The sequence below is a fragment of the Aestuariivivens marinum genome (assembly GCF_022662175.1).
Classification (GTDB): Bacteria; Bacteroidota; Bacteroidia; order Flavobacteriales; family Flavobacteriaceae; genus Aestuariivivens; species Aestuariivivens marinum.
On record NZ_JAKMCR010000003.1, the window covers coordinates 203,896 to 230,893 of the forward strand.

The 26,998-nt window shown below is 32.2% G+C and carries 26 protein-coding genes; 12 read left to right on the forward strand and 14 right to left on the reverse strand.

The annotated features are described in order from the left end of the window. Nucleotides 1-63 precede the first annotated feature (63 nt). Both MR053_RS10125 and MR053_RS10130 read left to right on the forward strand, forming a co-directional pair. The gene (locus MR053_RS10125) at nt 64-1,344 is read left to right on the forward strand and encodes a glycosyltransferase family 4 protein (RefSeq protein ID WP_242132453.1); all 1,281 of its coding nucleotides are present in this window, start codon (nt 64-66) and stop codon (nt 1,342-1,344) included. After that, nucleotides 1,344-2,798 (forward strand): lipopolysaccharide biosynthesis protein, encoded by a 1,455-nt coding sequence (locus MR053_RS10130; RefSeq protein WP_242132324.1) that lies wholly within the window; start codon nt 1,344-1,346, stop codon nt 2,796-2,798. Before MR053_RS10125 ends, MR053_RS10130 begins: the two co-directional genes overlap by 1 nt. A gap of 72 nt (nt 2,799-2,870) precedes the next feature. On the opposite strand, the gene MR053_RS10135 is transcribed toward MR053_RS10130, so the two are convergent. Next, the gene (locus MR053_RS10135; protein ID WP_242132325.1) at nt 2,871-4,154 is read right to left on the reverse strand and encodes a hypothetical protein; all 1,284 of its coding nucleotides are present in this window, start codon (nt 4,152-4,154) and stop codon (nt 2,871-2,873) included. Between the two features lie 245 nt (nt 4,155-4,399). On the opposite strand from MR053_RS10135, the gene MR053_RS10140 reads away from it, so the two are divergent. Continuing rightward, nucleotides 4,400-5,803 carry a Gfo/Idh/MocA family protein gene (locus MR053_RS10140; RefSeq protein ID WP_242132326.1) on the forward strand — a complete coding sequence of 468 codons (1,404 nt, stop codon included), beginning with the start codon at nt 4,400-4,402 and terminating at the stop codon, nt 5,801-5,803. A gap of 76 nt (nt 5,804-5,879) precedes the next feature. Here the strand turns inward: MR053_RS10140 and MR053_RS10145 are convergent, their stop codons facing one another. After that, nucleotides 5,880-6,569 carry a hypothetical protein gene (locus MR053_RS10145; RefSeq protein WP_242132327.1) on the reverse strand — a complete coding sequence of 230 codons (690 nt, stop codon included), beginning with the start codon at nt 6,567-6,569 and terminating at the stop codon, nt 5,880-5,882. A gap of 212 nt (nt 6,570-6,781) precedes the next feature. Here MR053_RS10145 and MR053_RS10150 point away from each other — a divergent pair, with 212 nt between their 5' ends. Beyond that, nucleotides 6,782-7,831: a DUF3667 domain-containing protein gene (locus tag MR053_RS10150; RefSeq protein ID WP_242132328.1), complete on the forward strand. Its 1,050-nt coding sequence runs from the start codon at nt 6,782-6,784 to the stop codon at nt 7,829-7,831. A gap of 16 nt (nt 7,832-7,847) precedes the next feature. On the opposite strand, the gene uvrA is transcribed toward MR053_RS10150, so the two are convergent. Continuing rightward, entirely contained in the window at nt 7,848-10,634 is a 2,787-nt protein-coding gene (gene uvrA, locus MR053_RS10155; protein WP_242132329.1) for an excinuclease ABC subunit UvrA, read from the reverse strand. 238 nt (nt 10,635-10,872) lie between these two features. Here uvrA and MR053_RS10160 point away from each other — a divergent pair, with 238 nt between their 5' ends. Further along, nucleotides 10,873-11,457 (forward strand): RNA polymerase sigma factor, encoded by a 585-nt coding sequence (locus MR053_RS10160; protein WP_242132330.1) that lies wholly within the window; start codon nt 10,873-10,875, stop codon nt 11,455-11,457. 228 nt (nt 11,458-11,685) lie between these two features. Here MR053_RS10160 and MR053_RS10165 read toward each other — a convergent pair whose 3' ends face one another. Further along, entirely contained in the window at nt 11,686-12,345 is a 660-nt protein-coding gene (locus tag MR053_RS10165) for an endonuclease III domain-containing protein (RefSeq protein ID WP_242132331.1), read from the reverse strand. Nucleotides 12,346-12,378: 33 nt separating this feature from the next. Between MR053_RS10165 and bcp the strand changes: the two genes are divergently transcribed. Beyond that, a complete protein-coding gene (gene bcp, locus MR053_RS10170) occupies nt 12,379-12,837 on the forward strand; it encodes a thioredoxin-dependent thiol peroxidase (protein WP_242132332.1) in 459 nt (152 codons plus the stop codon). A gap of 331 nt (nt 12,838-13,168) precedes the next feature. On the opposite strand, the gene MR053_RS10175 is transcribed toward bcp, so the two are convergent. Continuing rightward, nucleotides 13,169-14,644, reverse strand: a complete 1,476-nt coding sequence (locus MR053_RS10175) for a TonB-dependent receptor (protein WP_242132333.1) — start codon at nt 14,642-14,644, stop codon at nt 13,169-13,171. 93 nt (nt 14,645-14,737) lie between these two features. On the opposite strand from MR053_RS10175, the gene MR053_RS10180 reads away from it, so the two are divergent. Together MR053_RS10180 and MR053_RS10185 are read left to right on the forward strand one after the other, a co-directional pair. Next, nucleotides 14,738-15,499, forward strand: a complete 762-nt coding sequence (locus MR053_RS10180; RefSeq protein ID WP_242132334.1) for an MBL fold metallo-hydrolase — start codon at nt 14,738-14,740, stop codon at nt 15,497-15,499. 132 nt (nt 15,500-15,631) lie between these two features. Then, nucleotides 15,632-16,012: a hydrolase gene (locus MR053_RS10185; protein WP_242132335.1), complete on the forward strand. Its 381-nt coding sequence runs from the start codon at nt 15,632-15,634 to the stop codon at nt 16,010-16,012. Here MR053_RS10185 and MR053_RS10190 read toward each other — a convergent pair. After that, nucleotides 16,009-16,377, reverse strand: a complete 369-nt coding sequence (locus MR053_RS10190) for a DNA topoisomerase IV (RefSeq protein WP_242132336.1) — start codon at nt 16,375-16,377, stop codon at nt 16,009-16,011. The two genes, MR053_RS10185 and MR053_RS10190, sit on opposite strands and share 4 nt — an antisense overlap. A 58-nt stretch (nt 16,378-16,435) precedes the next feature. After that, nucleotides 16,436-16,807, reverse strand: a complete 372-nt coding sequence (locus MR053_RS10195; RefSeq protein ID WP_242132337.1) for a helix-turn-helix transcriptional regulator — start codon at nt 16,805-16,807, stop codon at nt 16,436-16,438. A gap of 291 nt (nt 16,808-17,098) precedes the next feature. Between MR053_RS10195 and MR053_RS10200 the strand changes: the two genes are divergently transcribed. Both MR053_RS10200 and MR053_RS10205 read left to right on the forward strand, forming a co-directional pair. Then, the gene (locus MR053_RS10200) at nt 17,099-18,250 is read left to right on the forward strand and encodes a M14 family metallopeptidase (protein ID WP_242132338.1); all 1,152 of its coding nucleotides are present in this window, start codon (nt 17,099-17,101) and stop codon (nt 18,248-18,250) included. A gap of 70 nt (nt 18,251-18,320) precedes the next feature. After that, nucleotides 18,321-18,800, forward strand: coding sequence for an Lrp/AsnC family transcriptional regulator (locus tag MR053_RS10205; RefSeq protein WP_223548386.1), 480 nt, complete (start codon nt 18,321-18,323; stop codon nt 18,798-18,800). A gap of 41 nt (nt 18,801-18,841) precedes the next feature. Here the strand turns inward: MR053_RS10205 and MR053_RS10210 are convergent, their stop codons facing one another. Continuing rightward, nucleotides 18,842-19,135, reverse strand: coding sequence for a hypothetical protein (locus MR053_RS10210; RefSeq protein WP_223548387.1), 294 nt, complete (start codon nt 19,133-19,135; stop codon nt 18,842-18,844). A gap of 121 nt (nt 19,136-19,256) precedes the next feature. Continuing rightward, nucleotides 19,257-20,324 (reverse strand): 3-dehydroquinate synthase, encoded by a 1,068-nt coding sequence (gene aroB / locus MR053_RS10215; RefSeq protein ID WP_242132339.1) that lies wholly within the window; start codon nt 20,322-20,324, stop codon nt 19,257-19,259. Nucleotides 20,325-20,412: 88 nt separating this feature from the next. Between aroB and MR053_RS10220 the strand changes: the two genes are divergently transcribed. Further along, entirely contained in the window at nt 20,413-21,597 is a 1,185-nt protein-coding gene (locus MR053_RS10220; protein WP_242132340.1) for a proline dehydrogenase family protein, read from the forward strand. Here the strand turns inward: MR053_RS10220 and MR053_RS10225 are convergent, their stop codons facing one another. Together MR053_RS10225 and MR053_RS10230 are read right to left on the reverse strand one after the other, a co-directional pair. After that, nucleotides 21,598-21,948 (reverse strand): hypothetical protein, encoded by a 351-nt coding sequence (locus tag MR053_RS10225; RefSeq protein ID WP_223548391.1) that lies wholly within the window; start codon nt 21,946-21,948, stop codon nt 21,598-21,600. A gap of 38 nt (nt 21,949-21,986) precedes the next feature. After that, nucleotides 21,987-23,186: an alanine dehydrogenase gene (locus tag MR053_RS10230; RefSeq protein WP_223548392.1), complete on the reverse strand. Its 1,200-nt coding sequence runs from the start codon at nt 23,184-23,186 to the stop codon at nt 21,987-21,989. A gap of 173 nt (nt 23,187-23,359) precedes the next feature. On the opposite strand from MR053_RS10230, the gene MR053_RS10235 reads away from it, so the two are divergent. Next, on the forward strand, nt 23,360-25,786 hold the full coding sequence (locus tag MR053_RS10235; protein ID WP_242132341.1) for an outer membrane beta-barrel protein: 2,427 nt from the start codon (nt 23,360-23,362) through the stop codon (nt 25,784-25,786). Here MR053_RS10235 and MR053_RS10240 read toward each other — a convergent pair. The 3 genes from MR053_RS10240 to tsaE all read right to left on the reverse strand — a co-directional run bounded on the left by MR053_RS10240 (nt 25,783) and on the right by tsaE (nt 26,997). Next, nucleotides 25,783-26,301, reverse strand: a complete 519-nt coding sequence (locus MR053_RS10240) for a hypothetical protein (protein ID WP_242132342.1) — start codon at nt 26,299-26,301, stop codon at nt 25,783-25,785. The two genes, MR053_RS10235 and MR053_RS10240, sit on opposite strands and share 4 nt — an antisense overlap. Continuing rightward, nucleotides 26,267-26,407 (reverse strand): hypothetical protein, encoded by a 141-nt coding sequence (locus tag MR053_RS10245; protein ID WP_242132343.1) that lies wholly within the window; start codon nt 26,405-26,407, stop codon nt 26,267-26,269. The genes MR053_RS10240 and MR053_RS10245 overlap by 35 nt, the downstream gene beginning before the upstream one ends. Before the next feature lie 182 nt (nt 26,408-26,589). Next, complete coding sequence (tsaE, locus tag MR053_RS10250) at nt 26,590-26,997, reverse strand: tRNA (adenosine(37)-N6)-threonylcarbamoyltransferase complex ATPase subunit type 1 TsaE (protein WP_242132344.1); 408 nt, start codon at nt 26,995-26,997, stop codon at nt 26,590-26,592. Nucleotide 26,998 lies beyond the last annotated feature (1 nt).

The window sequence follows — 26,998 nt, forward strand, 5'->3', positions numbered from 1 at the left end:
GGAATCTACTTTAATATTTTAAGTTTCAGTAACCAGATTCCTGCCTTCACAGGAATGACAGAAATGGATAAAAAAAAGGTTCTCATAATCGCCTATTATTGGCCACCGGCTGGAGGGCCAGGGGTGCAGCGTTGGTTAAAGTTTGTAAAATATCTGCTAGATTTTAATATTGAACCTATTGTTTACATTCCCGACAACCCTAGTTATCCTTTAATTGATGAAAGCTTAAGCGCTGAAGTTCCAAAAGATTTGACCATATTAAAACAGCCCATTAAGGAGCCTTATAAATTAGCTAATGTTTTTTCTAGAAAAACTTCAAAAACGGTTAGTAGGGGTATTATTTCTGAAAATAAGAAACAAAGCCTAATAGAACGTTTTATGCTCTATATTCGTGGCAACTATTTTGTTCCAGATGCTAGGGTAGGCTGGGTTAAACCATCAGTTAGGTTTCTTTCCAACTATATTAATAAAAATGATATTAAAACCATCATTACTACAGGGCCACCACATAGTATGCACCTTATTGGGCTTCAACTTAAAAAAAAGTTTGAACTGAAGTGGTTAGCTGATTTTAGGGATCCATGGACAACCATTGGGTATCATAAACAGTTAAAGCTTACTAATAAATCACAAGCCAAACATAAAACTTTGGAAAAGGAGGTTTTAAATGGAGCCGACCAGATTATTGTAACCAGTAACGTTACCAATACCGAATTTGAAAACATAACTAACAAGCCAATTGAGGTCATCACTAATGGCTATGATTACGAACCTATAACCGATTTTGCCTTAGATGCAAAATTCACCTTATCCCATATAGGGTCTTTATTATCAAAACGAAATCCAAAAGTACTGTGGCAGGTTACACAGGATTTAATTCAGGAAAACGAATCATTTGCTAGGAATTTTCAGTTAAATTTGGTTGGAGCAGTGAGTGAAGATGTATTGCTTTCCATAAGGCATCATAATTTGAGTAATCATGTAAATAATATAGGGTATGTTTCACATAAAGAGTCTGTTAAATTGCAGAAACAATCCCAAGTGTTATTGTTGATAGAGGTTGATTCAGAAGAAACAAGGTGTATCATACCAGGGAAATTATTTGAATACATGGTTTCCAACAGACCTATAATCGCTTTAGGGCCAAAGGGTTCGGATGTGGAACAGATTATTAAAGAAACCAATACGGGGCATTATTTTTTATATTCGGATTATGATGCCATAAAAAAAGTCATTTTAGACCATTACGAATCCTATAAGAAGGGAAACTTGCAATCTTATGCCATAGGCTTGCAGAAATACAGCAGAAAATCATTAACCGAAGTATTATCTAAATTACTATAATGGGTATTGTAGTTTCACAATCTATTAAAAACACAATAGCCACTTACATTGGTTTCATTATTGGTGGGATAAATGTTCTGTTTTTATTTACCAACTTTTTAAGTGATGCCTATTTTGGACTGATTCAATATATTTTTTCAACAGCTGCCATCATGATGCCGCTTATGGCGTTTGGTGTACACAATACTTTGGTTAAGTTTTATTCATCATTTAAAACACGACAGTCCCAACATAGTTTATTAACACTTATGTTGATTATGCCATTGTTTATGGCTATACCTATTGGATTACTGGGTTATGTATGTTTTGATTCAATTAGTGTATGGTTAACTTCAGAAAATAAAATCATAAAGGACTATATCTGGTTAATTTATGTGTCGGCGATTCTTTTCGCCTATTTTGAAGTATTTTATGCTTGGAGTAAAGTTCAGATGCGGACTGTATTTGGCAATTTTATGAAAGAGATCTTTCATAGAATGTGCACTACGGTTTTATTGTTTGCTTTGTATCTAGAATGGCTAACAGCCGTACAACTGGTATATGCTTTGGTTTTGGTACATTTAGTACGGGTTATGGTTATGGCTTTGTATGCCTTTAGTTTAAAATTACCTGTAATAAACCTTAAAAAATTGCCCAATATAGCTTCCATTTTAAAATATTCTGCCTTAATTATTATAGCAGGTTCTATAGCTAATGTGATTTTGGAAATAGATAAATTCATGATAGGGCATTATATTAAAATTGAAAACGTAGCCTATTATGCCGTAGCCATTTATATTGCCAGTGTTGTTGGCGTGCCATCACGAGCCATGCATCAAATCACCAGTCCTTTAACGGCTAAGTTGCTCAATGAAAAAAATAAGGTTGAATTGAAGCTGTTGTACCAAAAAAGTTCGCTTACACTTTTTGTGGTTAGCGGTTTAATTTTCTTATTGATTGTATTAAATATTAATGAGCTTTATGAGTTGATACCCGAGAAGTTTAGTGGAGGCATCGTGGTTGTATTTCTAATAGGACTGGCTAAGCTTTTTGATAACTTATTGGGAAATAATAATGCTATATTGTTCAACAGCGACCATTACCGGATGGTTTTGGTGTTAGGGTTAGGCTTAGTTGCTATTACCGTATTATTAAACACTGTTTTTATACCTAAATATGGTGCTATAGGTGCTGCTTATGCTACATTTTTTTCCATAGTATTATACAATAGTTGTAAAATAATTTTTGTGAAGCGTTGGTTTAAAATGGTACCATTTACCGGCAACACTTTTAAAGTTAGTATGCTAATGGTAATGGTGTTTGGCTTGTTTTATTTTTGGGATTTTATTTTCCATCCCATTATAAACATCCTTTTAAAGTCAGCTATTATCAGCGTTCTTTATCTGTGTTTGGTTTATTATTTTAAACTTTCAGATGATGTAACTTCAATTATTAAAAGGTTTGTAAAGTTTTAAAAAGAGAAAACCCCACGATGTTGCTTTGAGGCAAACTTATCGCAGGGCTTTCCAACTAACCAACCAAAACGGTTAAGATCTTCTTCTGGTAGATCTTGTATTGTTATTTCTAGAGTTTGAACTTCTACTGTTTTTCGTAACTCTAGAAGTATTGCTTCTATCTGTTCTAGAAGCTGTTTGTCTTACAGTTCTAGATTTACTTTGTGTTGTTCTATTCGCAACGTGTGGTCGTTTTGTATTTGACCTATTGCTGTTAGTATATGTACGAGAATTTGAGCTCTTTGGTTTTTGAGTAACCGAATTATTTCTTGTTCTACTTTCTACATTAGTTCTAGACCTGTTATTTACATTAGGTCTTGTCGTTCTTGTAACGTTATTATCGTTTCGTTTAGTATGCGTGGTTTGTGTATTATTTCGTTGCACATCACGCCTTGTCGATTGTGTGTTGTTGTTGCTTCTTCTATTAATTGGCGAAGTAATGCGTCTGTCGTTATAATTTCTATTATTGGAAGCTATATTACGATTATTATTTCTTCGGGCTTTGGTATCCGTATAGTTTCTTCTAGAAGCTATATCATTGTTATTGCCTCTACGTACTTTACTGTTACTGTAATCTCTTCTAGAAATTGTACTTCTATTTACTGAAGTAATATTTCTAGAGCTTCTATTAGCAGTGGCAAAGCTTCTGTTTCTGGTAATTGTACTTCCTCTTCTACTTGCTACAGAAGTTCTTGGCCTGTAATTGTTGTAAAAAGGTCTGCTGTAAACATAACGAACAGGCGTATAATATTGTCTGTATGGTCTATTGTAAACTACGCAATAGTCGAAGGCTGGAATGCTATAGTATCGGTGCCATGGTCTATACACATAATGTCTATTGTAAATATTTATAAATCCCGTACAGTGACTAAAAACATGGCGACGGTTATAGTGTACGTACAGACCACCTAAACGGGAAACATATCCATAATTGTTATAGTAAATATTCACATTACCAGCTTGACTTATACGGCCATAATAATCATAATAAATAGGTACATTTTCTATTTGAATTACGGCACCAAATTCATCGTACTGTACAAAAGCATTATAATCGTAACCAGAATTAAAGCTTATGCTAACATTAGGGGTACCGATAGACACACCTAAGTGTGAATTGTTTCTTAAAATATTAAAATCAAATTGCCCGTCAGGAAAAACAGAGAATTCGATACCACCTTCAATAAATATGAAAGAATTACCATAACCTCTATAGACTGTTTTTAAAATATTATCGTTTATGTCATTTGTATTTATAGCATTAACAGTAAAACCTGTTAATAATAAACCCGCTAAAAGAAATGCTAATTTTTTCATAATCTAAGCTTTAATTTGTGAATACAGTTTTCCAAATACAAACAACGTGCCAAAAGCAAATATTTCTTTTTAACAAATGATTTTCAGTTGTTTGGTAATTTATAATAAAACATCAAAAAATAACCAATTAGCTTTCAAAGGAAAATAAGCATTTAACTTATGTGTATTTATCAAAAATGTATTATAGGTTCTGCTTAAAAAGTATTAAGTTTAAAGTTTGAAAATGTTAATTACAATAAAATCTAATGAAGAAATTTGATCGAAGGGACTTTATAAAGAAAACCACACTTTCTGGTGTAGCGGTTTCGCTTGGTAGTGGTTTATTATCTTCCCAAACTAAAACCATTCCTTTTTTTGAAACTAGCGCTAACTATATGGGAGATTTTAAAGCCCCTAAACTAGATAAAGTACGTATCGCTATGATTGGAGTGGGTGCCCGTGGTAGTGGTCACGCTACGCAATTGGCTACTATTGAAGGCACTGAAATAGTTGCTATAAGTGATTTGTACGAGGACTTGGCCAAAACATCTGCCGATAGATGCTCTAAAATAGGAAAAGGTTCTAGGCATATGAATATAGCTGTTTACCACGGTGGTGAAAATAAGTGGAAACAGATGCTTCAAGAAGTAAAACCGGATGCAGTTTTTATTTCTACCAATTGGAAAAACCATGCTCCTATGGCAATTGAGGCTATGAAACAAGGCGCTCATGCGTTTGTTGAAGTTCCAATGGCCCTTACTTTAGATGAAATGTGGGACATTGTTTTTACATCAGAACAAACACAGAAGCATTGTATGATGATGGAGAATGTGAATTATGGAAGAGAAGAGCTTTTATATTTAAACATGTGTCGTCAAGGCGTGATAGGTGAATTATTACATGCTGAAGCAGCATATATTCACGAATTGCGTTTTCAAATGGAAGAGCAAAAAAGAGGCACGGGCTCATGGAGGACATATCATTATGCAAAGAGAAACGGAAATCTGTATCCAACACATGGTTTAGGTCCTGTTGCCCAATATATGAATTTAGCTAGGGGAGAAGATAATTTTACTAGTATAGTGTCTTTTTCTACCCCAGCTTTAGGAAGGAAAGCTTATGCTGAAAAAAATTATCCAGCTGATCATAAATGGAACCAGTTAGATTACAAAGGCGGAGATTTAAATACGTCTATTGTAAAGACCAATTTGGGAAGAACCATTATGGTACAATGGGACGAAACTAGTCCAAGACCATATTCACGTCACAACTTAATTCAAGGAACAAAAGGTACATTGGCTGGTTTTCCTACCAGAATTGCCTTGGAAGGTGGTGTGGAAGGGGCAACAAAAGATCATCATAGATGGGCAGAAGGAGAACAATTGGCAAAAATTTATGAAAAATACGAGCATCCATTATACATACGTTTAGGTGAATTGTCCAGAAAAATGGGCGGTCATGGCGGCATGGATTTTATGATGCTTTATAGAATTGTTGAATGTTTAAGAAATGGTGAGCCATTAGATCAAAATGTTTACGAAGGTTGTTTGTGGAGTGCTGTTTCGCCCTTAAGTGAGCAATCTGTGGCTCAAGGTGGTGCACCACAGGCATTCCCAGACTTTACCAGAGGGGAATGGAAAAATACACAACCTTTAAAGGTTATTGAATAAAACGTATTCGTATTTATAATACTAAAGCGCCTAAGGAATTAATCCTTGGGCGCTTTTTATTTCCAAATTAAATACATTAGCGCTTCATCTTTTTTTGTTTTTTCACTTTACCATTGCGTTTGTAGTAGTAATAGTTGTCATCTTGGTTGTCATGGTCATTGTCAAACCAATTATCCCTGTCGTGTCCATGGTCACCGTAATGGTACGACATGTTGCATGATGTGACACCGCAAACGTGGCAAAAATCGTCATTATAGTTGTTTACGTGACCTCTTATGTTGACAATTTCACCCCAATGGTTATAATTAACACGTAATCCGCCCACTTGCGTTAAGGTGGCATTTCGGCCTCTGCCATATCTCATAAAAACAGAACCAATTCGGGTCACTTTTCCGCTTCGGTCATAGTTTATAAAAACATTACCGACACGTCTAACCTTTCCGTAACGATCCCTAGAAATATAGACACGGTTATTTCTGTTTGAAGAATACCCAATGTTAATATTTGGGCCTCTGTAGTTAATATCTATGCTACTTCTTTTGGTGTTCGACTTGTAATAGATATTATCATTATAATGATTGTAAACATTGGTATCGAAATCAAAACTACCATCTGGAAAAATTAAGAATTCAACGCCTCGCTCCATAAATATTATAGGTTCAGCATACCGGTTAAATTTCCCAACATCATTATTGTTTAAGCTTAAAGCTGATACTGCTGTTAATCCTATCAACAACATTGTAAAAAATAGTAATGTTCTTTTCATAATACATAAATTTTATGTTTACCTACTCTGTTAGCTTTTCGGTTTCCGCTATGTTTAGCAATTTTCAAGATGCATGCCAAAAAAATTGTTAAAATGCATGATTAACTAAATATTAACATATTTAACTTTAATAAATACTTGTTTTTCATATAGTTATAAAATTTTTGTTTAGTTTAAATATTCCCTATTTTTATATGAGTATAATTTTTAAAATGAAAAAAACAAAAGAGACTTGTAAAAACTGTGATAGGCCATTTCATGATAGTTATAATTTTTGCCCAAATTGTGGGCAACAAACTAAAGAAGATTTAACAGTTAGTGTGCTGTTTTATAATACTATAAGTAATTACTTTTCATTTGATGCCCGATTTTTTAAAAGTTTTTTACCGTTGGTATTTAAGCCTGGTTTAATAGCCAAATGCTTTATAGAAGGTAAACGACTAAAATATTTGCATCCAGCTCAGTTTTATTTGTTTATTTCCGTAGTATTCTTTTTTATTTTTTCGTTTAAGGTTAGAGAGTATAATAGCAATGCAGATAAAGTTCTCAACGAAGGATTTGAAGTTTTGCAAGGTGAGAATATAGATAAATCTATTAATTTAGATTCTTTACAGGCAGCAATAATTCCAGATTCAATATTGAAATCGAATAATGTTCAGGGTTTAAAAAAAATATCAAATAATAAGTCAATAAAGACTGAAGAGTCTAAAGTGGCTTTAGATTTAGGGTATAATCCCAAAAAATTGGATTCACTAATTGCAAGCGGGGCTTCAGTACAGGAACAGCTTGAGTTTTTAGGAATGAATAATGAATCAGGTTTTTTAAAACGTCTCTATGTAAAACAAGTCTTAAAGTTTTATAAGCAACGTGGGGGAGGAATTGTTCAGGCATTCTTTGATAGTATCCCCATAGCACTTTTCTTTATGTTGCCCTTATTCGCGTTAATACTTAAGTTATTTTATTGGCGACAAGGTGATTTTGCATATCATTTAGTATTTAGTTTTTATTTTTTTTCCTTTCTATTTATAGTTTTAGGATTTTTAATAGTTGTAAATGAGTGGATTTTAGATTTACCCGATATAATTGATTGGCTCATTATGTTGTCTACATTTTTATACTTGTGGTTGGGCTTAAAATACTTTTATAATAGAGGGTATTTTGTTTCACTGCTAAAGGCGGGTATGGTGACGCTTATATACATGTCTTTAATTGTGCCTGCAGCTTTAATTGTGATTTTCATCACCTCGCTTTTATTTTATTAAATAAATTATGGTCAAATTATTTGAGCTTATCCCTTAAATATTTCCCTGTTTCTGAAGCTTTAATTTTTACGATATCTTCTGGGGTGCCGTGGGCAACAATGTTTCCCCCTTGTTCACCGCCTTTAGGCCCTAAATCAATTACATAATCGGCACATTTTATTAATTCCAAATTATGTTCAATAACTATGATTGAATGGCCTTTATCAAGAAGTGCATTAAAGGATTTTAATAATTTTTTTATGTCATGAAAGTGTAATCCTGTTGTAGGTTCATCAAAAATGAAAAGGACCTTATCGGTATTATTTCCCTTACCTAAAAAGGAAGCCAATTTAATACGCTGCGCTTCACCTCCAGAGAGGGTAGATGAGCTTTGTCCCAAAGTTACATAACCCAAACCGACATCTTGAAGAGGTTGTAACTTATTCTTTATTTTTATTTGTTTATTATCTTCAAAAAAAACAATGGCATCATCAATGGTAAAATTTAAAATATCATCGATATTTTCATTAGCAAAAGTGACTTCCAAAACTTCTTTTTTAAAACGCTTGCCCTTGCAGGTTTCACATTCCAAATGCACGTCTGCCATAAATTGCATTTCAATGGTAACTTCACCTTCGCCTTTACAGGTTTCACAGCGTCCGCCATCCACATTAAAAGAAAAATGTTTAGCTTGGTAATTTCTAATTTTGCTTAGTTTTTGGCTTGCAAAAAGTGCTCTTATGTCGTCGTAAGCCTTTATATAGGTAACAGGATTAGATCGTGATGATCTTCCAATGGGGTTTTGATCGACAAATTCGATGTGTTTGATGTTGCTAAAATTACCTTCTAAGGCAGAAAATTGTCCAGGTCTGTCACTAAAATCCGTTATTTTCTTTTGCAAAGCAGGATATAAAATCTTTTTTACAAGTGTACTTTTACCACTACCAGAAACGCCTGTTACAACAGTTAACATCTCTAGAGGGAATCGCGCATTTATATTTTTTAGGTTATTTTCTCGAGCCCCTATAATATCCACATAATATTTTGAAGAACGTCTGGTTTTAGGAATTTCGATTTTCAGGCTTTCGTTTAAATATTTCGCAGTAAGTGAGTTCGATTTTAGAATAGCTTGATAATCACCATGAGCCACAACCTTACCACCAAACGTACCAGCTTCAGGGCCAATATCTATTATGTTGTCTGCTGCTTTCATGATGTCTTCATCATGTTCCACCACAATAACGGTATTACCCAAATCCCGTAATGATTTTAATACTGAAATGAGTCGTTCAGTATCCTTTGGATGTAATCCTATACTAGGTTCGTCAAGGATATACATTGAGCCAACCAAACTACTTCCTAGAGATGTTGCCAAATTGATACGCTGACTTTCACCACCTGAAAGCGTATTTGATTTTCGATTAAGCGTTAAATAATCTAAGCCCACATTACTTAAAAAGCTAATTCTGTTATTAATTTCCGTTAACAAACGGTTGGCAATTGTTGTGTCGTAATCATTGAGCTCTAATTGATTGAAGAAACTAGTAAGTCTATTTAAAGGCATTTCTACCAAATCGGTTATCGTTGCCTTACCAACTTTTACGTAATTGGCTTCAACTCGTAAACGCTTACCGTTACAAATTTTACACTTGGTTTTACCTCTGTAACGAGAAAGCATAACTCTGTTTTGTATCTTGTATGCTTTAGCTTCCAGCTCAGTAAAGAAGGAGTTTAGACCTTCAAAATGTTCATTTCCGGTCCAAATAAGTTGTTTCTGTTCTGAAGTAAGTTCAAAATATGGTCTATGAATAGGAAAATCGAATTTATGTGAATTATTTACCAGTTGATCCTTATACCAGCTCATGCTTTCACCACGCCATGGAAAAATAGCCTCTTCAAATATTGACAATCCTGTATTGGGAATCACCAACTCTTCATCTATACCAATAATATCTCCATATCCCTCACATTTTGGGCAAGCACCGTAGGGGTTATTAAAGCTAAATAAATGAATGTTGGGTTCAAGAAAATTAATGCCGTCCAGTTCAAATCTATTACTAAAATGTTGCTGTTTATTATCTTTTAACGTTTCAACAAAACATTCACCTTTACCTTCAAAAAAAGCAGTTTGAATGGCATCAGCCAACCTATTGTAAAAGTCTTCATCATTTCTAATAATTATCCTGTCTACAACCAACAAAATACAATCATTTTCCCCAATACCATTGACTTCATCAATCCTAACAACAGTGTCGTTTACCTTAACTCTGGCATAACCCTGTTGCAATAATGTGTTAAGCTTATCTGAAATCACTCTTCCTTCTTCTAGGTGAATAGGAGCCAAGAGCAGCATTTTTTCACCTTCATTAAAGTTTTTAATGTAATTTAAAACATCAGTAACTGTATCTTTTTTTACTTCTTGTCCAGAAATAGGGGAGTAGGTCTTACCTATTCTGGCAAACAAAAGTTTTAAATAATCATAAATTTCGGTAGTAGTACCAACCGTTGAACGTGGGTTGGATGAGTTTACCTTTTGTTCAATAGCAATAGCAGGGGCTATCCCTTTTATAAAATCAACCTTTGGTTTGTTTAAACGACCTAAAAATTGTCTTGCGTAGCTGGAAAGACTTTCAACATAGCGACGCTGTCCCTCTGCATATAGGGTGTCGAATGCCAAACTAGATTTACCAGAACCAGAAAGTCCAGTGATAACTACCAATTTGTTTCTGGGAATAACAACATCGATATTTTTAAGGTTATGCAATTTTGCTCCCTTTATAACTATGTATTGTTTTGGATCTACAGCAGAAATATCATTATTCATGGATTATTCAAGAAAAATAATCTTGCAAAGATACTATAAGTATTTCATCTAATAAAATCATGTTTTAAAGCAAAAAAAGATAAAAAAATGGCACATTTTTTGTTTTTTAGATTCGAATATTACTATATTTGAATTGTCTATTAATCAATTTTTAAAGCACTTGCCTATTATATACTATTACTTTTAAACAATTAACCCCAAGTAGAGAAGTCTTCTGCTATGCAAAAAAGTAATAGTTATGCAACACGATTTTATTCCAGATGCCATACTAGTTAACAATTATGTTAATGGTAATGAATTGGCTCTTGAAACACTTATAACAAGACATAAGCAAAAAGTCTATAGTTTTATATATTCAAAAGTTTATAACAGAGACGTCGCTGAAGATATATTTCAGGATACTTTTATTAAGGTTATACGTACCTTGAAAAGAAAGGCTTATAGTGAAGAAGGTAAGTTTTTGCCATGGGTTATGCGTATAGCCCATAATTTGGTTATCGATTATTTTAGAAAAAACAATAGAATGCCCAAATTTGACAACAGTAATGATTTTAGTATTTTTTCTGTATTAAGCGACAATGATTTAAATGCTGAAAAGCGTATTATAAAGGAACAAGTTGAAATTGATGTTAGACGATTGGTGGATGAGTTGCCGGAAGACCAAAAAGAAGTGCTTTTGATGCGTATATACAAGGATATGAGTTTTAAGGAAATATCGGAGGCAACAGGTGTAAGTATTAATACGGCCTTGGGAAGAATGAGATATGCACTAATTAATTTACGTAAGGTAATAGATAAACATAATATTGTTTTAACAAATTGATACAATAAAGTATGAAATGCCTCGTTATTAATTTAAGTAATCCTTAAATTATTATTAATGGCAAAAATTTACTTTAAAGAATCTATTGAACATACTAATGACCTTAAACCGAAAGAAGAAACGGTTCATTTTCTTCTAAATTATTCGAAAGCTTTAAGTGTTATAAATTGTAAAGAGTTAAAAATTGAAGCTTTTCTCAATTAAACTTTAAAAAAGTCCTGATTTTAATCAGGACTTTTTTGATTTATAATAAGCATTAATAACAGATTTCCTGCCAATTGTTTTAGTAATAATATCCTTGTCTAAATCCCAACCTCTTGCGGGAGAATATTCCCTACCATACCAAATAATTTGTAAATGTAAATCGTTCCATAGTTCTTTAGGGAATAAGCGTTTTGCATCTTTCTCGGTTTGAACGACACTTTTACCGTTACTAAGGTTCCAACGATACATTAAGCGATGAATATGAGTGTCTACCGGAAAGGCAGGTATACCAAATGCCTGGGACATGACTACACTTGCGGTTTTGTGCCCAACAGCGGGCAGGGATTCTAGGTCTTCAAAATTCTGGGGGACCCTTCCATGATGTTTATCTATCAATATTTGTGATAAACCATAGATGCCTTTACTTTTCATTGGTGATAACCCTACTGGTTTTATGATTTCCCGTATGTCATTAACCGTTAATTTAATCATGTCATATGGATTATCTGCTTTTGCAAAGAGCAATGGCGTAATTTGATTAACGCGTAAATCTGTGCTTTGGGCAGATAGGAGTACTGCAATTAATAAGGTGTAAGGATCTTTGTGATCTAAAGGAATAGGAATTGTTGGGTAAAGCTCCTTTAAAGTTTTAATTATAAAGTTTACGCTTTCTTTTTTGGTCATTCAGTTGTATTTTAGCACACAAAGTTAATAAATATGAATACATTAAAAGAAGGGGATAAAGCCCCTAGTTTTGAAGCTAAAGACGAACAGGGGAATATTATAAAATTATCGGATTACAAAGGGAAAAAGTTGGTGGTTTTCTTTTATCCGAAGGCGAATACACCTGGATGTACTTTAGAAGCCTGTAATTTACGAGATAATTATGCGGAATTAAAGTCACAGGGTTATGATATTTTGGGGGTTAGTGCAGATACAGAAAAGAAACAGGCTAATTTTAAAAAAAAGTTTGATTTTCCCTATCCGTTACTAGCAGATGAGGATAAAGTAGTAATTAATGCGTTTGGAGTTTGGGGTCCTAAAAAGTTTATGGGCAGGGAATTTGATGGCATTCACCGTATAACCTTTTTAATAAATGAAGAAGGCGTAATAGAACGTGTTATTGATAAGGTTAAAACTAAAGATCACGCTGCACAAATACTAAGTGAATTATAAATAGCTTCAAAAAAAATATCTCTAGTTTTTTAAAATAAAAATTATTACAACCGTAATAATGACCAAAACAATCAAAGCTGACAACATCGTATTTTTCAAATTGTCAGCTTTAATTTTTTCTCTAATTCTATTTTTAATGATATAGAGCTCCTCTTCTGATAATTTCGGAAAATTGTATTTCTCGTATGGAATATTATATCTTAGTATTTTCCAATTGAACTTTCCAGAATATTTCTCTTTTCTGTCCTTTCTCCTCTTTATTGTAGCTTTAAAATATTCTAAACTGATATCCATTACAATTTAAAAAAAGAATAATATTTAGTATAAGCTATTAACTCTTTATTCTCTTTTTTATAGACAAAGGCTTTAATGGTTTTCTTGTATAACCAAACAAACGGTAGTCTTTTATAAGATCGGCAGTACCTTCAGGAAGTTTATCTTCCCAACCTGTTTCACCATTTTCTATCATGCCAAGTATCTCCCTAGAGAAAATATTCATGATGCTTTCATCGTAATCTTCAATATCTACTACTTTGCCATTATATTTGAAAAATTTATATAATTCCTTCATTCTTGGATAAACTTTTAAGTTGTTGCTATTTAAAAGTTCTCCTGTTTCCAGATCAAGCATAGGGTATAAGTAAACTTTTAAGTCCTTAAAGAACAGCTTGCCAAACGCTTCGAGTATTCCACCACTTAAATGACGATAATACTTCTCGTCAAAAATATCTACTAAATTACTAACCCCCATAGCAAGACCCATTCTAGCTTTAGTGTATTTAGAAAAGTATTCGACTACTTTGTAATACTCTTGGAAGTTAGATATCATAACCGATTGGCCTAGGGCGCAAAGTAGGTCGGCTCTATCCATAAAGTCCTGTTCATTAATTTCTCCATCAGTTTTAAGATTGGACAAGGTAATTTCAAAAACCACTACAGTTTTATTTTTGTCGACCTTATTCTCTTGGATAAACATTTCGTAAGACTTCTCAAACATAGCCATATTCACCTTTGTCACAGGTCTAAAGCTACCACGTAGAGCTAAAATATTTTTCTTGTAAAATACCTTTGCAGGTAAAACATTGTTACCGTCAGGACCAAACATTACAGCATCGGTCATACCATTTTTAACAAGTTGTAAGCTCATTAACCGATTATCTATGTTATTAAAAACCGGACCAGAAAAATTAACTGTGTCAATCTCTAATTGATCTTTGTCTAAATGATCATATAAATAACGAAGTAATTTTTTTGGCTCATTATACTTGTAATATGCACCATAAATTAGATTGGTTCCTAAAATACCAAGCGTCTCCTGTTGTAATCTAGCATCGGTTTCCTTAAAGCGAATGTGTAAAATAATCTCGTTATACTCACCTTTAGCTTCAATTTGATATTTTATTCCAACCCATCCATGTCCTTTATACTGTTTTGCAAAATCTATTGTTGCTACAGTATTGGCATAGGCGAAAAATATCTTGTTAGGATTCTTTTCCCGAGTCAATCTATTTTCAATCAAGTTTATTTCATGTGAAAGCATTTTGCGAAGGCGGGTTTCGGTAACATACCTGCCATCGTCTTCGGCACCATATATAGCATCGCTAAAATCTTTATCATAAGCAGACATTGCTTTAGCTATTGTTCCAGATGCACCTCCTGCTCTAAAGAAATGGCGACATGTTTCTTGCCCAGCACCAATTTCAGCAAATGTTCCATAAATATTTTCGTTTAAATTAATGCGAAGTGCTTTGGATTTTAGCGAAGGAATATTATCAAATTCCTTGTCGCCCTTAATGGTAATTTCCATACGATCTATTACTTATTTAGTCACTGTACAAAGGTATTAAATAACTATAGCAAACAAAAAAATAACCCTATTTTTGTGATAAAATTCGGAACTTTGAAAATTACATTTTTAGGCACGGGAACTTCACAGGGTATACCTATAATAGGGAGCAACCATCCTGTGTGTTTAAGCAACAACCCTAAAGATAAACGTTTACGTGTCTCTGTTTTGATTGAGTGGGATGAATACAAATATGTAATTGACTGTGGCCCAGATTTTAGGCAACAAATGCTTAGGGAAAACATCTCAAAGATTGACGGGATAATATTTACCCATGAACATTCGGACCATGTTGCTGGGTTAGATGACATAAGGGCTTTGTGCTATAGAAATGGATGCATGAACATATATGCCCATGAGCGTGTTATTAAATCGATTAAAAAACGCTTTGACTATATTTTTAATACTGAAAACAAGTATCCTGGAGCACCAGATGTGTTTGTAAATATTATTAAAAATAAACCTTTTATGCTCCCTAAAATGGAAGTTGTACCAATAGATGGAGACCATTATTTTGTACAGGTTTTTGGTTTTCGTTTTAGGGATTTTGCCTATCTGACCGATATGAAAAAGGTTAATGCAAATGAAATTGAAAAGTTAAAAGGAGTAAAGGTGTTGGTGATTAACGCTTTAAGGATTACTCCACATATTTCCCATTTCAATTTAGAAGAAGCCCTTGATTTTATAAAGCAAGTACAACCCAAAAAAGCTTATTTAACCCATATTAGTCATTTAATGGGGTTTCATGATGAAGTAGAAAAGGAGTTGCCAAAAAATGTTTATTTAGCATATGATGGTTTGAAATTAACGATATAATCAACTATAGAGATGAAGCAAAGGATTTTTATGTACCTATTTATTTTTTCAATATTACTAATATTGTTTCAATACGTTAACTCAAAGCGTGTATTTGAAGATTTGAATATTAAACTTGAGAATTATCGGTCAGTGAACACGAAATATAAAGATTCAATAGTTAACTTGAGAGATGAATTAATGAACTTAGCCCATTTCGGTATCGAAGGCAATGAAGATGCGTTGAGCTATTTTGAAAATGACGGGTACAATACCTCCGAGCTTATTCCGCATATAAAGGATGAATTATATAATCATAATGAATTTAAAGGCGAGCACCCATTAATACCTTATGCCTCAAACGAAGGAAGGAGAATGCTTATTAACACGGTAAAGATTCTTAATCACAGATGGATAATAGCCAATTTTTCAGATGGAGAATACTGGGGAGAGATTTTTTTAAAATATTGGGTGACCGAAGACAAAACAATCGAGTTTAATTTAGTGGAGTCTTTTTTATATCCTTTTGATTAATCTAATAGGTAAGCAATTCCCTTTTGTTTTTTTGGTTCACCTACATACGAATATTCAAAAGTATATGAGGAATCTGTAGTTGTGAGTATTTTTAAATGGATATCCTTTTGCTCTGCCATGTTCTTAGGGTTAATGGTCTTAAAGATTACTTCGCAATCATTTATCCATCTAACCCTAGAAGAGTCTATATGGTTATTATATAACTCAATTTGTAAAGAATCATCACGTTTAAACTCCGATTTATAAATTACTTCATCTATAGCTATTTCACTATAAAAGCGACCTGTTTTATAGTTTTTGCAATTACGTTCTAGCTTATAGCACCCAACCATGAAAAACAAAAAGACATATAATAAAAATCTCATAAAACAAATTTATAGAATTTATAAAGAATAAAAGGAAATGAATGTTGGAGTATACAAACTAATTCTTAAAATTTTTAAAGGTACCATCAGTATAAAAAACAACAATACGTTCGATAGCCTTGGCAGATTGTGTCTTATGCTCTATGTTTAAGGTTGGTTGTTTAGCTTCAACAGGGAAGTCTTTAGTATCATTTTTTTCAATATTTACTGGAAAAACCCCTTTGCCATTTAGTAGCCAATAGAGCTCTACTTCGGGGAATGACGATACAATTTTCAAAACAAACTCTAAGCTTGGTTTGTTTCTTTCGGAAAGAATATGTGAAATACTGGAGCGCTGCACGCCAATTTTTTCAGCAAAGGAAGAAGCAGATTCACTATAATAATCCATTATTTTTTGAAGTCTAATTGCAAATTCTTTACTGTTTACCATTGTAAATGCATTAATTAAAATTTTACTATTACAAATGTAAATAATATAAGTGAATTATTAATAAATTCAAGTGTATTTATTATAATAATATTAAATTAATACTTTAATATAAGTTATTATAACATTTGATATACAGTATTTAATATGAAATATTTATTTATTTACTATAATCACTAAATGTATATACAGCTTGTGAATGATAATTGTTTACTAATGTAACGTATTATAGACTAAATTATCGTTTACAATTGTAACACATGAATTGTTTACATTTGTGCAAACAATTAATAAATGGAGATAGAATTAATTAATGGTTTTTTTAATGTGTATAAAGAAAAAGCCCTCTCGCATCGTTATATAACCAATGGACATATAGTGCCATTATTAAAAAAGTTTAGTTCGAATTTTAAGATTAAGACAATCGGAAGATCGGTTCTTAATGAACCTATTTATGCTCTAGAGCTTGGCTATGGCAAAAAAAGGATATTGATGTGGTCTCAAATGCACGGTAACGAATCTACAACCACTAAAGCAATTTTCGATCTTTTTAATACACTTATGTCTAATGAAAAAGTGGTTCAGAATATTCTTTCTGTCTGCACATTGTGTGTTATCCCTATTTTAAATCCTGATGGTGCTGCGGCCTACACTAGGGTAAATGCAAACAATATAGACTTAAATAGAGATGCTCAAAAGCTGACGCAACCAGAGAGTTTGGTTTTAAAATCAGTCTTTGAAAGTTTCAAACCTCATTTTTGTTATAATCTTCATGGCCAGCGAACCATTTTTAGTGCCGGACGTACCAATAAACCTGCCACAGTATCCTTTTTAGCTCCAGCACAAGACAGTAAGTGTACAGTTACATCGAACCGTAAAATTGCAATGGAGATTATAGTCTCTATGAATACCATGCTCCAAAAGGAAATACCGGGTCAGGTTGGGGTGTATGATGATGCCTTTAATTTAAATTGTGTTGGGGATGCGTTCCAAAGCAAAAACATACCAACAATACTTTTTGAAGCCGGACATTACAAAAACGATTATGCTAGAGACGTAACCAGAAAATATATATACATAGCACTTTTCAGCTCTTTGCTTTATATATCTAATAAAAATCCCGATGGAAGTATGCATAGACCTTACTTTGATATCCCGGAAAATGAAAAGCTGTTTTTTGACATCGTTATTAGAAATGGTAGATTAAATAAAGATGGAATAAAAGCAGATATAGGTATTATGTATCAAGAAAGATTGGTTGATAATAAAGTGCTTTTCATTCCGAAAATTGAGAAAATAGAAGACTTATCAAAATTTTACGGACACAAAGAGTACTATGCAAATGGCAGTTTGGTCTTGGCTGAAAACAATAAAGTATTAGAAGTTAATGACGAAAACGATTTCGTAATTATAAATAATGAAAAAATCGCATTATTAATGAAATAAAATGCATGATTTGTGCGTAATTATTAATAAAAATGTGTTAATTTTGCTTTTTATTTAACAATAATTAATTATGGGGAAAATAAAATTAGACGAAATCGACCATCAAATTCTTGACATGTTAATCGATAATACTAGGATTCCTTTTACCGATATTGCAAAGAAATTACTTATTTCTGCCGGAACAGTGCACGTTCGTGTTAAAAAAATGGAAGAAGCAGGTATTATTAGAGGTTCTTCCTTGACTTTGGATTACAAAAAATTGGGTTACTCTTTTATAGCTTATGTAGGTATTTTTTTAAATAATACATCTCAAACTAAGTTTGTTCTAGAGCGCATAAATGAAATCCCTTATGTTACTGTTGCTCATATAACTACAGGCAAGTTTAATATATTCTGTAAAATAAGAGCCCGCAGTACAGAGCATGCTAAGGAAGTGATTTTTAGATTAGATGATATAGAAGGTGTTTACAGAACTGAGACAATGATTTCTCTTGAAGAAAGTATAAATGATAAAAAACGTTTGATGCATTCTATTTTTAACGACATGTAATCAAAACAAATATAAGGGCTCTGCTAATCAAAAGAGCTTTTTTATTCCTCTTCTTCAGAAATAATTTGGGATTCGACATCGATAACAACATGTCCTAAGTCATCGACTTCAAAGTTGTCATTGTCAAAATTAGTCATCGTATAATGCAACTTGCTATGTACTTTAACTAGGTATATGGTATCCTTTGTTTTTATTTCTACAGCTTCTATTGTTTGGTTGTGATGATCATCAAAAGTGATGATATCATCATCCCCATAGCCATCAGGAAACTTTTCTGTTAGTGCCTTTAAAACCTCAGGTTTAAGTTTTTTATAATCAACAATTATACGTTTCATAAGCTACTATAATTACACATTAACAACAAAATCATTGCTTCAAGCTATAGTGATCCTATTTAGCTATTTTTTGTAAAAAAAGTTAGAATTATAAATTTACAAAAAAAATTAATTTGAAAAGTTAAGCATCGTAAAATTTAAAAGCGTCAATTATTACATCCTCTGGAACCAAACAATCAATTATAGGTTTACCAATAGCCTCTAGAAGGACAAAATTTATGTTACCATGCTCATTCTTCTTGTCATACTTTAGTAAATCAATTATGGGAGCATATTCTTCTTTGGAAATATTTACGTGGCCATAAAAAGATTTAAATAAAGCTTTGATATGTTTAGTATCATTTTCTGAAAATCCAACCAATTGAGTAGAAATATAAGAGGCCATTATCATGCCTATGGCAATGGCTTCGCCGTGAAGTAAATCAGGCTTGTTTGCATTGCTTAAAAAATATGATTCTATAGCGTGACCTATGGTATGGCCATAATTTAAAGTTTTTCTGAGATTCTGTTCAAAAGGATCTTTGTCGACTACATGTTTTTTAATTAAAACAGACTCATAAATTAAACCATCTAAATCGTCAAGTTTTAAGTTGCTTAGGTTATTGAATTTATCCCAATAGTGCTTGTCGCTTATTAAACCATGCTTTAGCATCTCTGCTAATCCTGAGCGCATTTGATTCTGTGGAAGCGTATCTAAATATTTTGTGTCTATAATTATAATATCAGGAGAGCTTATTACACCAATCTGATTTTTTAAGTGCCCTAAGTCTACACCTGTTTTACCACCTACTGAGGCGTCCACCATAGATAGTAGGGTGGTAGGGATGTTGATATATTTAATTCCTCTTTTAAAGGTACATGCAACAAACCCACCTAAATCAGTAACCACACCACCTCCGAGGTTAATCATTAAACTTTTTCTATCTGCATCCAAATCAGAAAGACTATTCCATACTCCAGTACATGTTTCTATAGTTTTATGTATTTCACCTGCTTCTATTTCTATTATTTCTACTGTAATATTCGTTAACAAATTAGGGAGAAAACTTGGCAAGCATTGGGCATGGGTATTTTCGTCTACTAAAATAAAAATCTTTGAAAAGTCTCCTTCCTTTATATAGTCATTTAAAGAAATATATCCTTGATTATCAAAATAAATTATAGAATTATTGGCCTTTATTGAATTCATGAAATGAGTCTTTTTTTGAGGTTGTGAAATTAAGGAGTTTTTGCATAAAAATATAAAGAACTGTCATATATTTGTTTAAATATTTACGATGATAACACATCCTATTTTTGAAAATACTAAAGTTGCTTTTGCTCTTAAAAGTGACGCTGAACTAGAACGTGCATATTTTCTGTTCAAAATGATATCTATTCAACCTTTAGTTAAAATTGGTACTGCAGCAACTAATTTTGCTATTAAAGCCAGTTTACCAGTTGAAGGATTAATTAGAGTAACAGTCTTTAATCATTTTTGTGGCGGGGTCAATGAAAAGGATTGTTTGCCGGTTATTGATAAAATGTATGAAAAGGGTGTAAGCTCTGTTTTGGATTATTCTGTTGAAGGGAAAGAAAGTGAATTTGAATTTGATGCAGCCTTAGAAAAAGTTTTAAAAATAATAGATTTTGCCAGAGAGCGAGAAGCAATGCCCTTTGCCGTGTTTAAGCCAACAGGGTTTGGACGGTTTTATTTATTTGAAAAGTTAGGGAAAGGAGAATCATTAACTGAAGCTGAATCTGAGGAATGGCAAAAAGTAGAACAGCGCTTTGATGCGGTATGTAGCAAAGCAAAAGAAAATGATATTTCGGTTTTAATTGATGCTGAAGAAAGTTGGATGCAGGATGCTTCAGATAATTTAGTAACTAAAATGATGCGTAAATATAATACAGAAAAAGCTGTTGTATTTAATACTTTACAAATGTATCGACATGATCGACTCCAATTCTTAAAAGAACAGCATGAACTGGCAAAGAGAGAAGGCTTTTATTTGGGGTATAAATTGGTTAGAGGCGCTTATATGGAAAAGGAAAATGAAAGAGCTGAAAAGTTAAACTACCCAACACCAATTTGTAAAAATAAGTTTGCAACTGACACCAATTTTGATAACGCTGTAAAATACATGCTCGAGCATTTAAATGATATGTACATGTTCGCAGGCACGCATAATGAAGATAGCTCTTATTTAATCATGCAACAAATGCATGAAAAGGCTATTGCTAATAATGATTCAAGAATATGGTTTGGACAGCTTTATGGTATGAGCGATCATATAAGCTTTAATTTGGCTAGTAAAGGTTATAATGTTGCTAAGTATATTCCTTTTGGACCTGTAAAGGATGTTATGCCCTATTTAATTAGGAGAGCGGAAGAAAATACTTCTGTTGCTGGACAAACAGGAAGAGAACTAAACCTTCTTACAAAGGAAAAAAAGCGTAGAAAGTTAGAAGAGGATGTATAATTATTTTTGTAAATCAATAAGTTTTACTACGCTGTCGCAGTTTTGTAGGGTTAAAGTGATTATATTGTTATTATAATTGCTTTCAATTACATATAAACCACACGGCTTTTTCCTAGCGTTACTTTTGGGAAAATTTATTTCACCTTTTTTTAGTATTTGTTTTACTAAAGTAGAATCATTAATTTTTATAGCTTCACTATAAACTATTTTTTTTGAATTTATATTTTTTAACACTCTAGCTTGAGGACCATAGCTGCAAGATGTCTTTTTTTTGTTGAAAAAAAAAGCCAAAATAATGAGTCCTATAGCAAAGCCACCAAGGTAATAGCCTATTCTTTGAATTAATTTCATTTATAAGATTATAAGTAAAAAGATAAAAAATACTACTTTTAAAATATTAGTAAATTAATGTCACTATATTTTAGATCAAACCATTCACCAACAGATTTATTGGTCAAAATTCCGTGGTAAAAATACAATCCATTTTTTAAACCTCTATCAAACCTAAGAGAATTTTCTATACCACCATCTTCAGCAATTTTTAAAAGATAAGGTGTAAAAATATTGCTGATTGAAATAGATGATGTTTTGGGATATCTTGCAGGAATATTAGGTACACAATAGTGTATTACATCATGTTTCAAAAATGTTGGCTGTTTGTGTGTAGTTACCTCACTGGTTTCGAAACACCCCCCCATATCAATACTCACATCAATAATAACAGCACGCTTTTTCATGGTTTCTACCATGGCTTCAGTTACTGCAATAGGTGCTCTATTGGTGCCACGAAGTGCTCCAATAACGACATCGCAACGCTTTAGTGCTTTAGTTAGATTTTTAGGTTGCAAAGTAGAGGTGTAAAGAGACCTGCCTAGATTGTTTTGAATCCGTCTTAGCTTTGTGATGGAGTTATCAAAAATTTTAACGTTTGCACCAAGCCCCATGCAACTTCTTGCAGCATATTGACCAACAGTACCTGCTCCCAAAATTACGACTTCAAGAGGAGGGACACCACTTATATTACCAAACATTAAACCATTGCCTTCATTTCTGTCAGATAATAACTCCGCAGCAATTAAAACAGAAGCAGTTCCTGCAATTTCGCTTAAAGACCTTACTGCTGGATAGGTACCGTCTTCATCTCTAATGAATTCAAATGCTAGGGCTGTTATACGTTTAGAAGCTATGGCTTCAAAATATTTTTTGGTTTGTGTCTTAAGCTGGAGAGCCGAAATTAAAATAGTTTGTGGGTTAATAAGCTCAATTTGTTCTAGTGTTGGGGGTTCAACTTTTAAAATCATTGGACATGAAAACACTTTGGTTTTATCCTTTGTGATTTCTGCACCAGCTTCACTATATTCCTTATCACTAAAACTAGCATTATCTCCAGCACCTGATTCTAACAGTACCCTGTGTCCATTGTTTACCAAGGCTGATACAGCATCGGGGGTTAAACAGACTCTACTTTCCTGATATGCAGTTTCTTTAGGAATACCTATGAATAATTCACCTTTCCGCTTTAAAATCTCAAGTTTTTCCTCTTGTGGTAACAGTTGTTGCTTAGTAAACGGAGATAACGATTTTGACATTATATGTGACTAAAATTAAAATTGAAATTACAAATAAATTTTTAATGTAGCTTTAGGATTATAAAGATTTTGTGCTTTTTATAGCGATGTAGGAAATTAAACAAAAAGTCTTATGGCTTTACCTTTTAAAGATTTGAATTAATTATTTTATGTTTGTAATAGAAACTTTTTTTATGCAGTTAAAGTTATTTGTATTTACTATTTTTTTAAGTGTTTTTTGGGGAGAAGCCCAGGAATTACAGATAAAAGGTAGTGTTAAAGACTCAAATAATAATTCTATAGCATTTGCAAACGTAGTTATAACTTCTTCATCAAAGACCAACTTTACAGAAGGTACTACTACTGATGAGTATGGTCATTTTAAATTCAACCAATTGGTGTCAGGTATTTATAGTTTAGAGATTAGCTATCTTGGCTATAAGACTGAAAATGTTAGTCTGGAATTAAAAAAGGATACAACGCTCCAAACTATTATTCTAGAGGAGGATCCTCAGCAATTAGAAGGGGTTACTGTTATTGCTAGAAGACCTACGGTAAAAAGATTAGTAGATCGATTGGTGTTTAATGTTGAAAACTCAACACTTTCCAATAACAATGTTTTGGATGTTTTAAAGCATACTCCTGGGGTTATTGTTAGTGATGGTAAGATTACAGTAAAGCATTCAACACCTGTTATCTATATAAACGATAAAAGAATCCATTTGTCGATAAATGAAGTCCAACAGCTTTTAGAAGGCACTACAGCTACAAACTTAAAATCGGTTGAAGTCATAACAAATCCTCCTGCTAAATATGATGCTGAGGGTGGTGCTGTGATTAATATAATTACCAGTAAGAATATCATTTCAGGATATAATGGTAGTGTTTTTGGTAACTATAAACAGGGTAGTGAGTTCCCTAAATATTTTTTTGGAACGAGTCATTTTTTAAAAACTAAAAAGTTAAACACATATATTAATTATAATATTAGCCCTAAAAAGGAGTATAGGGAAATTGAAGAGTATGTTAATTTTTTTGATAATAACAATCAGGTTATTTCAAGTTGGTATAATGATGAAAATAAGGTACAGGAATATAGAAACCATAACATAAACGCCAATATTGATTATGAGTTTAATGATAGTAATATTTTAAGCTTTTCTACCAATATTTTAGTTTCTCCAAGGGAAAATTCCAAAACAGTTGTAAAGTCGGTTACAGAAGTACTGGATGCTTTTAAAAATTTAGATTCCATTTTTGAAACATCCAATAATTCAGTATTGGAAACATTTAATTTTGCTTTTTCTTTAGATTATGTTCATCAATTTAAAAAGAAAGGCGAAAAACTTTCCATAAATATACATCATACAAATTTTGACTCTTCAAAATTTCAAGACGTAAATACAATTTATTCTTTTTCTAAAAATGGATCTCCTTTTAGGGAAAATAAATTTCAAACTTTTACAGATCAAATTATAAAATTAAATACAGGACAATTAGATTATATTCTACCCATTAATAGCACTACAGAATTTGAAGCTGGCATAAAAGTTTCCCATATTGATTCTAATAATGAAATCACTCAATATATATTTATAGATGAACAACGAGAAGAGGATTTGTTAAACTCAGATAACTTTTTGTATGATGAAGTTAATTATGCAGCTTATAATAGTTATTCTAAAGATTGGAAAGATTGGAGTTTAAAAACTGGGCTTCGGCTAGAGTATACAAGTTCAAAGGGTAATTCATTATCAAAAAATAAAGTAAATAAAAATGATTATTTAAGTTTTTTTCCTTCATTTTATTTGCTGAAAAAGATTAAAGATAAAGATGAGGTTTATATTAAATATAACAGACGTATATATAGACCAAGGTACAGTCAGTTGAATCCTTTTAAGTTTTTTTACAGCGATAATGTTTACACACAAGGAGATCCTAGTTTAAAGCCTGAAATTGATGATGTTTTTACTTTAGGTTATGCTTTAAACAAAAAATTTACATTTGAAGCTTACTATAGAAGCGAAAATAATCCAGCTTTAGAAATTGTTTTTCAGGATAATGAAAATAACAAACTAATTTATAAAAACACAAATATCGATAACAGTATCTCATATGGTTTAGATTTTTCCGCATATACTAATGTGATAGATAAATGGAATCTATATGTTTTTTCTTCTTTATTTTATGATGATAATAATTTTTTCGTTTTAGGTAGTCCAAATTCTCTATATAGTAATAGCCAGTGGGCGTTTTATGGTAATATGATAAATTATTTCACCTTTATGGAAGATAGAAGCTTGGAAATAAATTTGTCTTTGATATATCAATCCAAAACCGCAGATGCAGCATCATTAAATAGTGATCGTTTTGGAGTTGACTTTGATTTAAAGAAAATGCTTTGGGGCAACAGAGCTTATATAAGTGTTGGGATCAAAGATATATTTAACAAATTAAATTATTCACAAATAACAAAATATTTAAACCAAGATATTTTTTTAAAATCAAATCAAGAAAACAGGCTTTTTGTTTTTGGGTTTAACTATAAGTTTGGAAACTTTAACTTGAAGGAATCTAAAAAAGAGATTGATATAGATGAAAGGGATAGATTAGGTAACTAAAAATACTGTTTAATTTTATCCCAAAAGTTTTTTGGAGACATTTTAAATTCCTCTTCAAATTCTTCCATTGATTTATTGGCCTCATTAATTTTGTTAAACATTTTTGCTCTTAGCAAATATATTGAGGGAATAACTATTGCCATAATAGGTATCATGTAAATCAATTGGAATTCATCAATATACTGATTATCATCATTAAATATGCTGAATATTTGATATAGGTACATCGTGATCGGAACTAGTAACGTGTGGTACCACCAATGTTTACATGTAAAAAACCAAATAAAAATTAAAAGCAATGGAACAGCTTTGCTAAAAACAAAATACATGGCATTATTAGCACTTTCAAAATAGCCGCTGTTGTAAGTAAATAAAAAAGTGTCCCAGATTTGTGTATCTGGAACACTTTCGTGTAAGTAATAAAGATAAGGCGAAATAGCTATAATAGTAGCTATAACACTTCCTAACAATAAATTTTTTTTATCTATTCGTTGGAAGTTTCGCGTTTCTTTCAATTTTTGCTGTTTGTTGTCCATCTACATTATATTGTGTAGCTGTTTGAGCTAAGAACAACATGCCGCCAAATATGGCAAGTGCGATTACATACTTTTTAGTTTTCATAATAATAGGGATTAATTAATTAATATATCCCAAATGTAATCACTAACTATTCTTAAAATTTAGTCAAAATGTTAAAAAAATGTTAAAAACATCAATTTTCCATTTTTTGATTACGGTTAATCCGTAAACACTTAAAGCTGGGGCATAAGTTGTTGTTTATAAAGCTCAATACGATTTTAGGGTTAATAATTTAATTTTATAATTCTTTTGTTTTTTGATGCCATTTTAATTTCAATAGTATTAAAACCGTCGGGAATAATACTATCTATTTTATCTGGCCATTCAATGAATATCCAAGCATCTGAATTTATATAATCTTCAATTCCAAAATTATAAGCTTCCTCAATGTCTTTAATTCTGTAGAGATCAAAATGATATATTGTTTCATTATTTGATTTGTATTCATTCACGATTGAAAATGTAGGGCTGCTTACTTCATCTTTGCTTCCCAAAGCTTTTACTAAAGATTTTATCAATGTTGTTTTGCCGCTGCCCATTTCACCTCGGAAAAGCAATACTTTAAAATTTGTAAGCTTTAACAACTCATTAGCAACATTTTCTACCTGATTCAGGCCATAAACTATTTCCAAT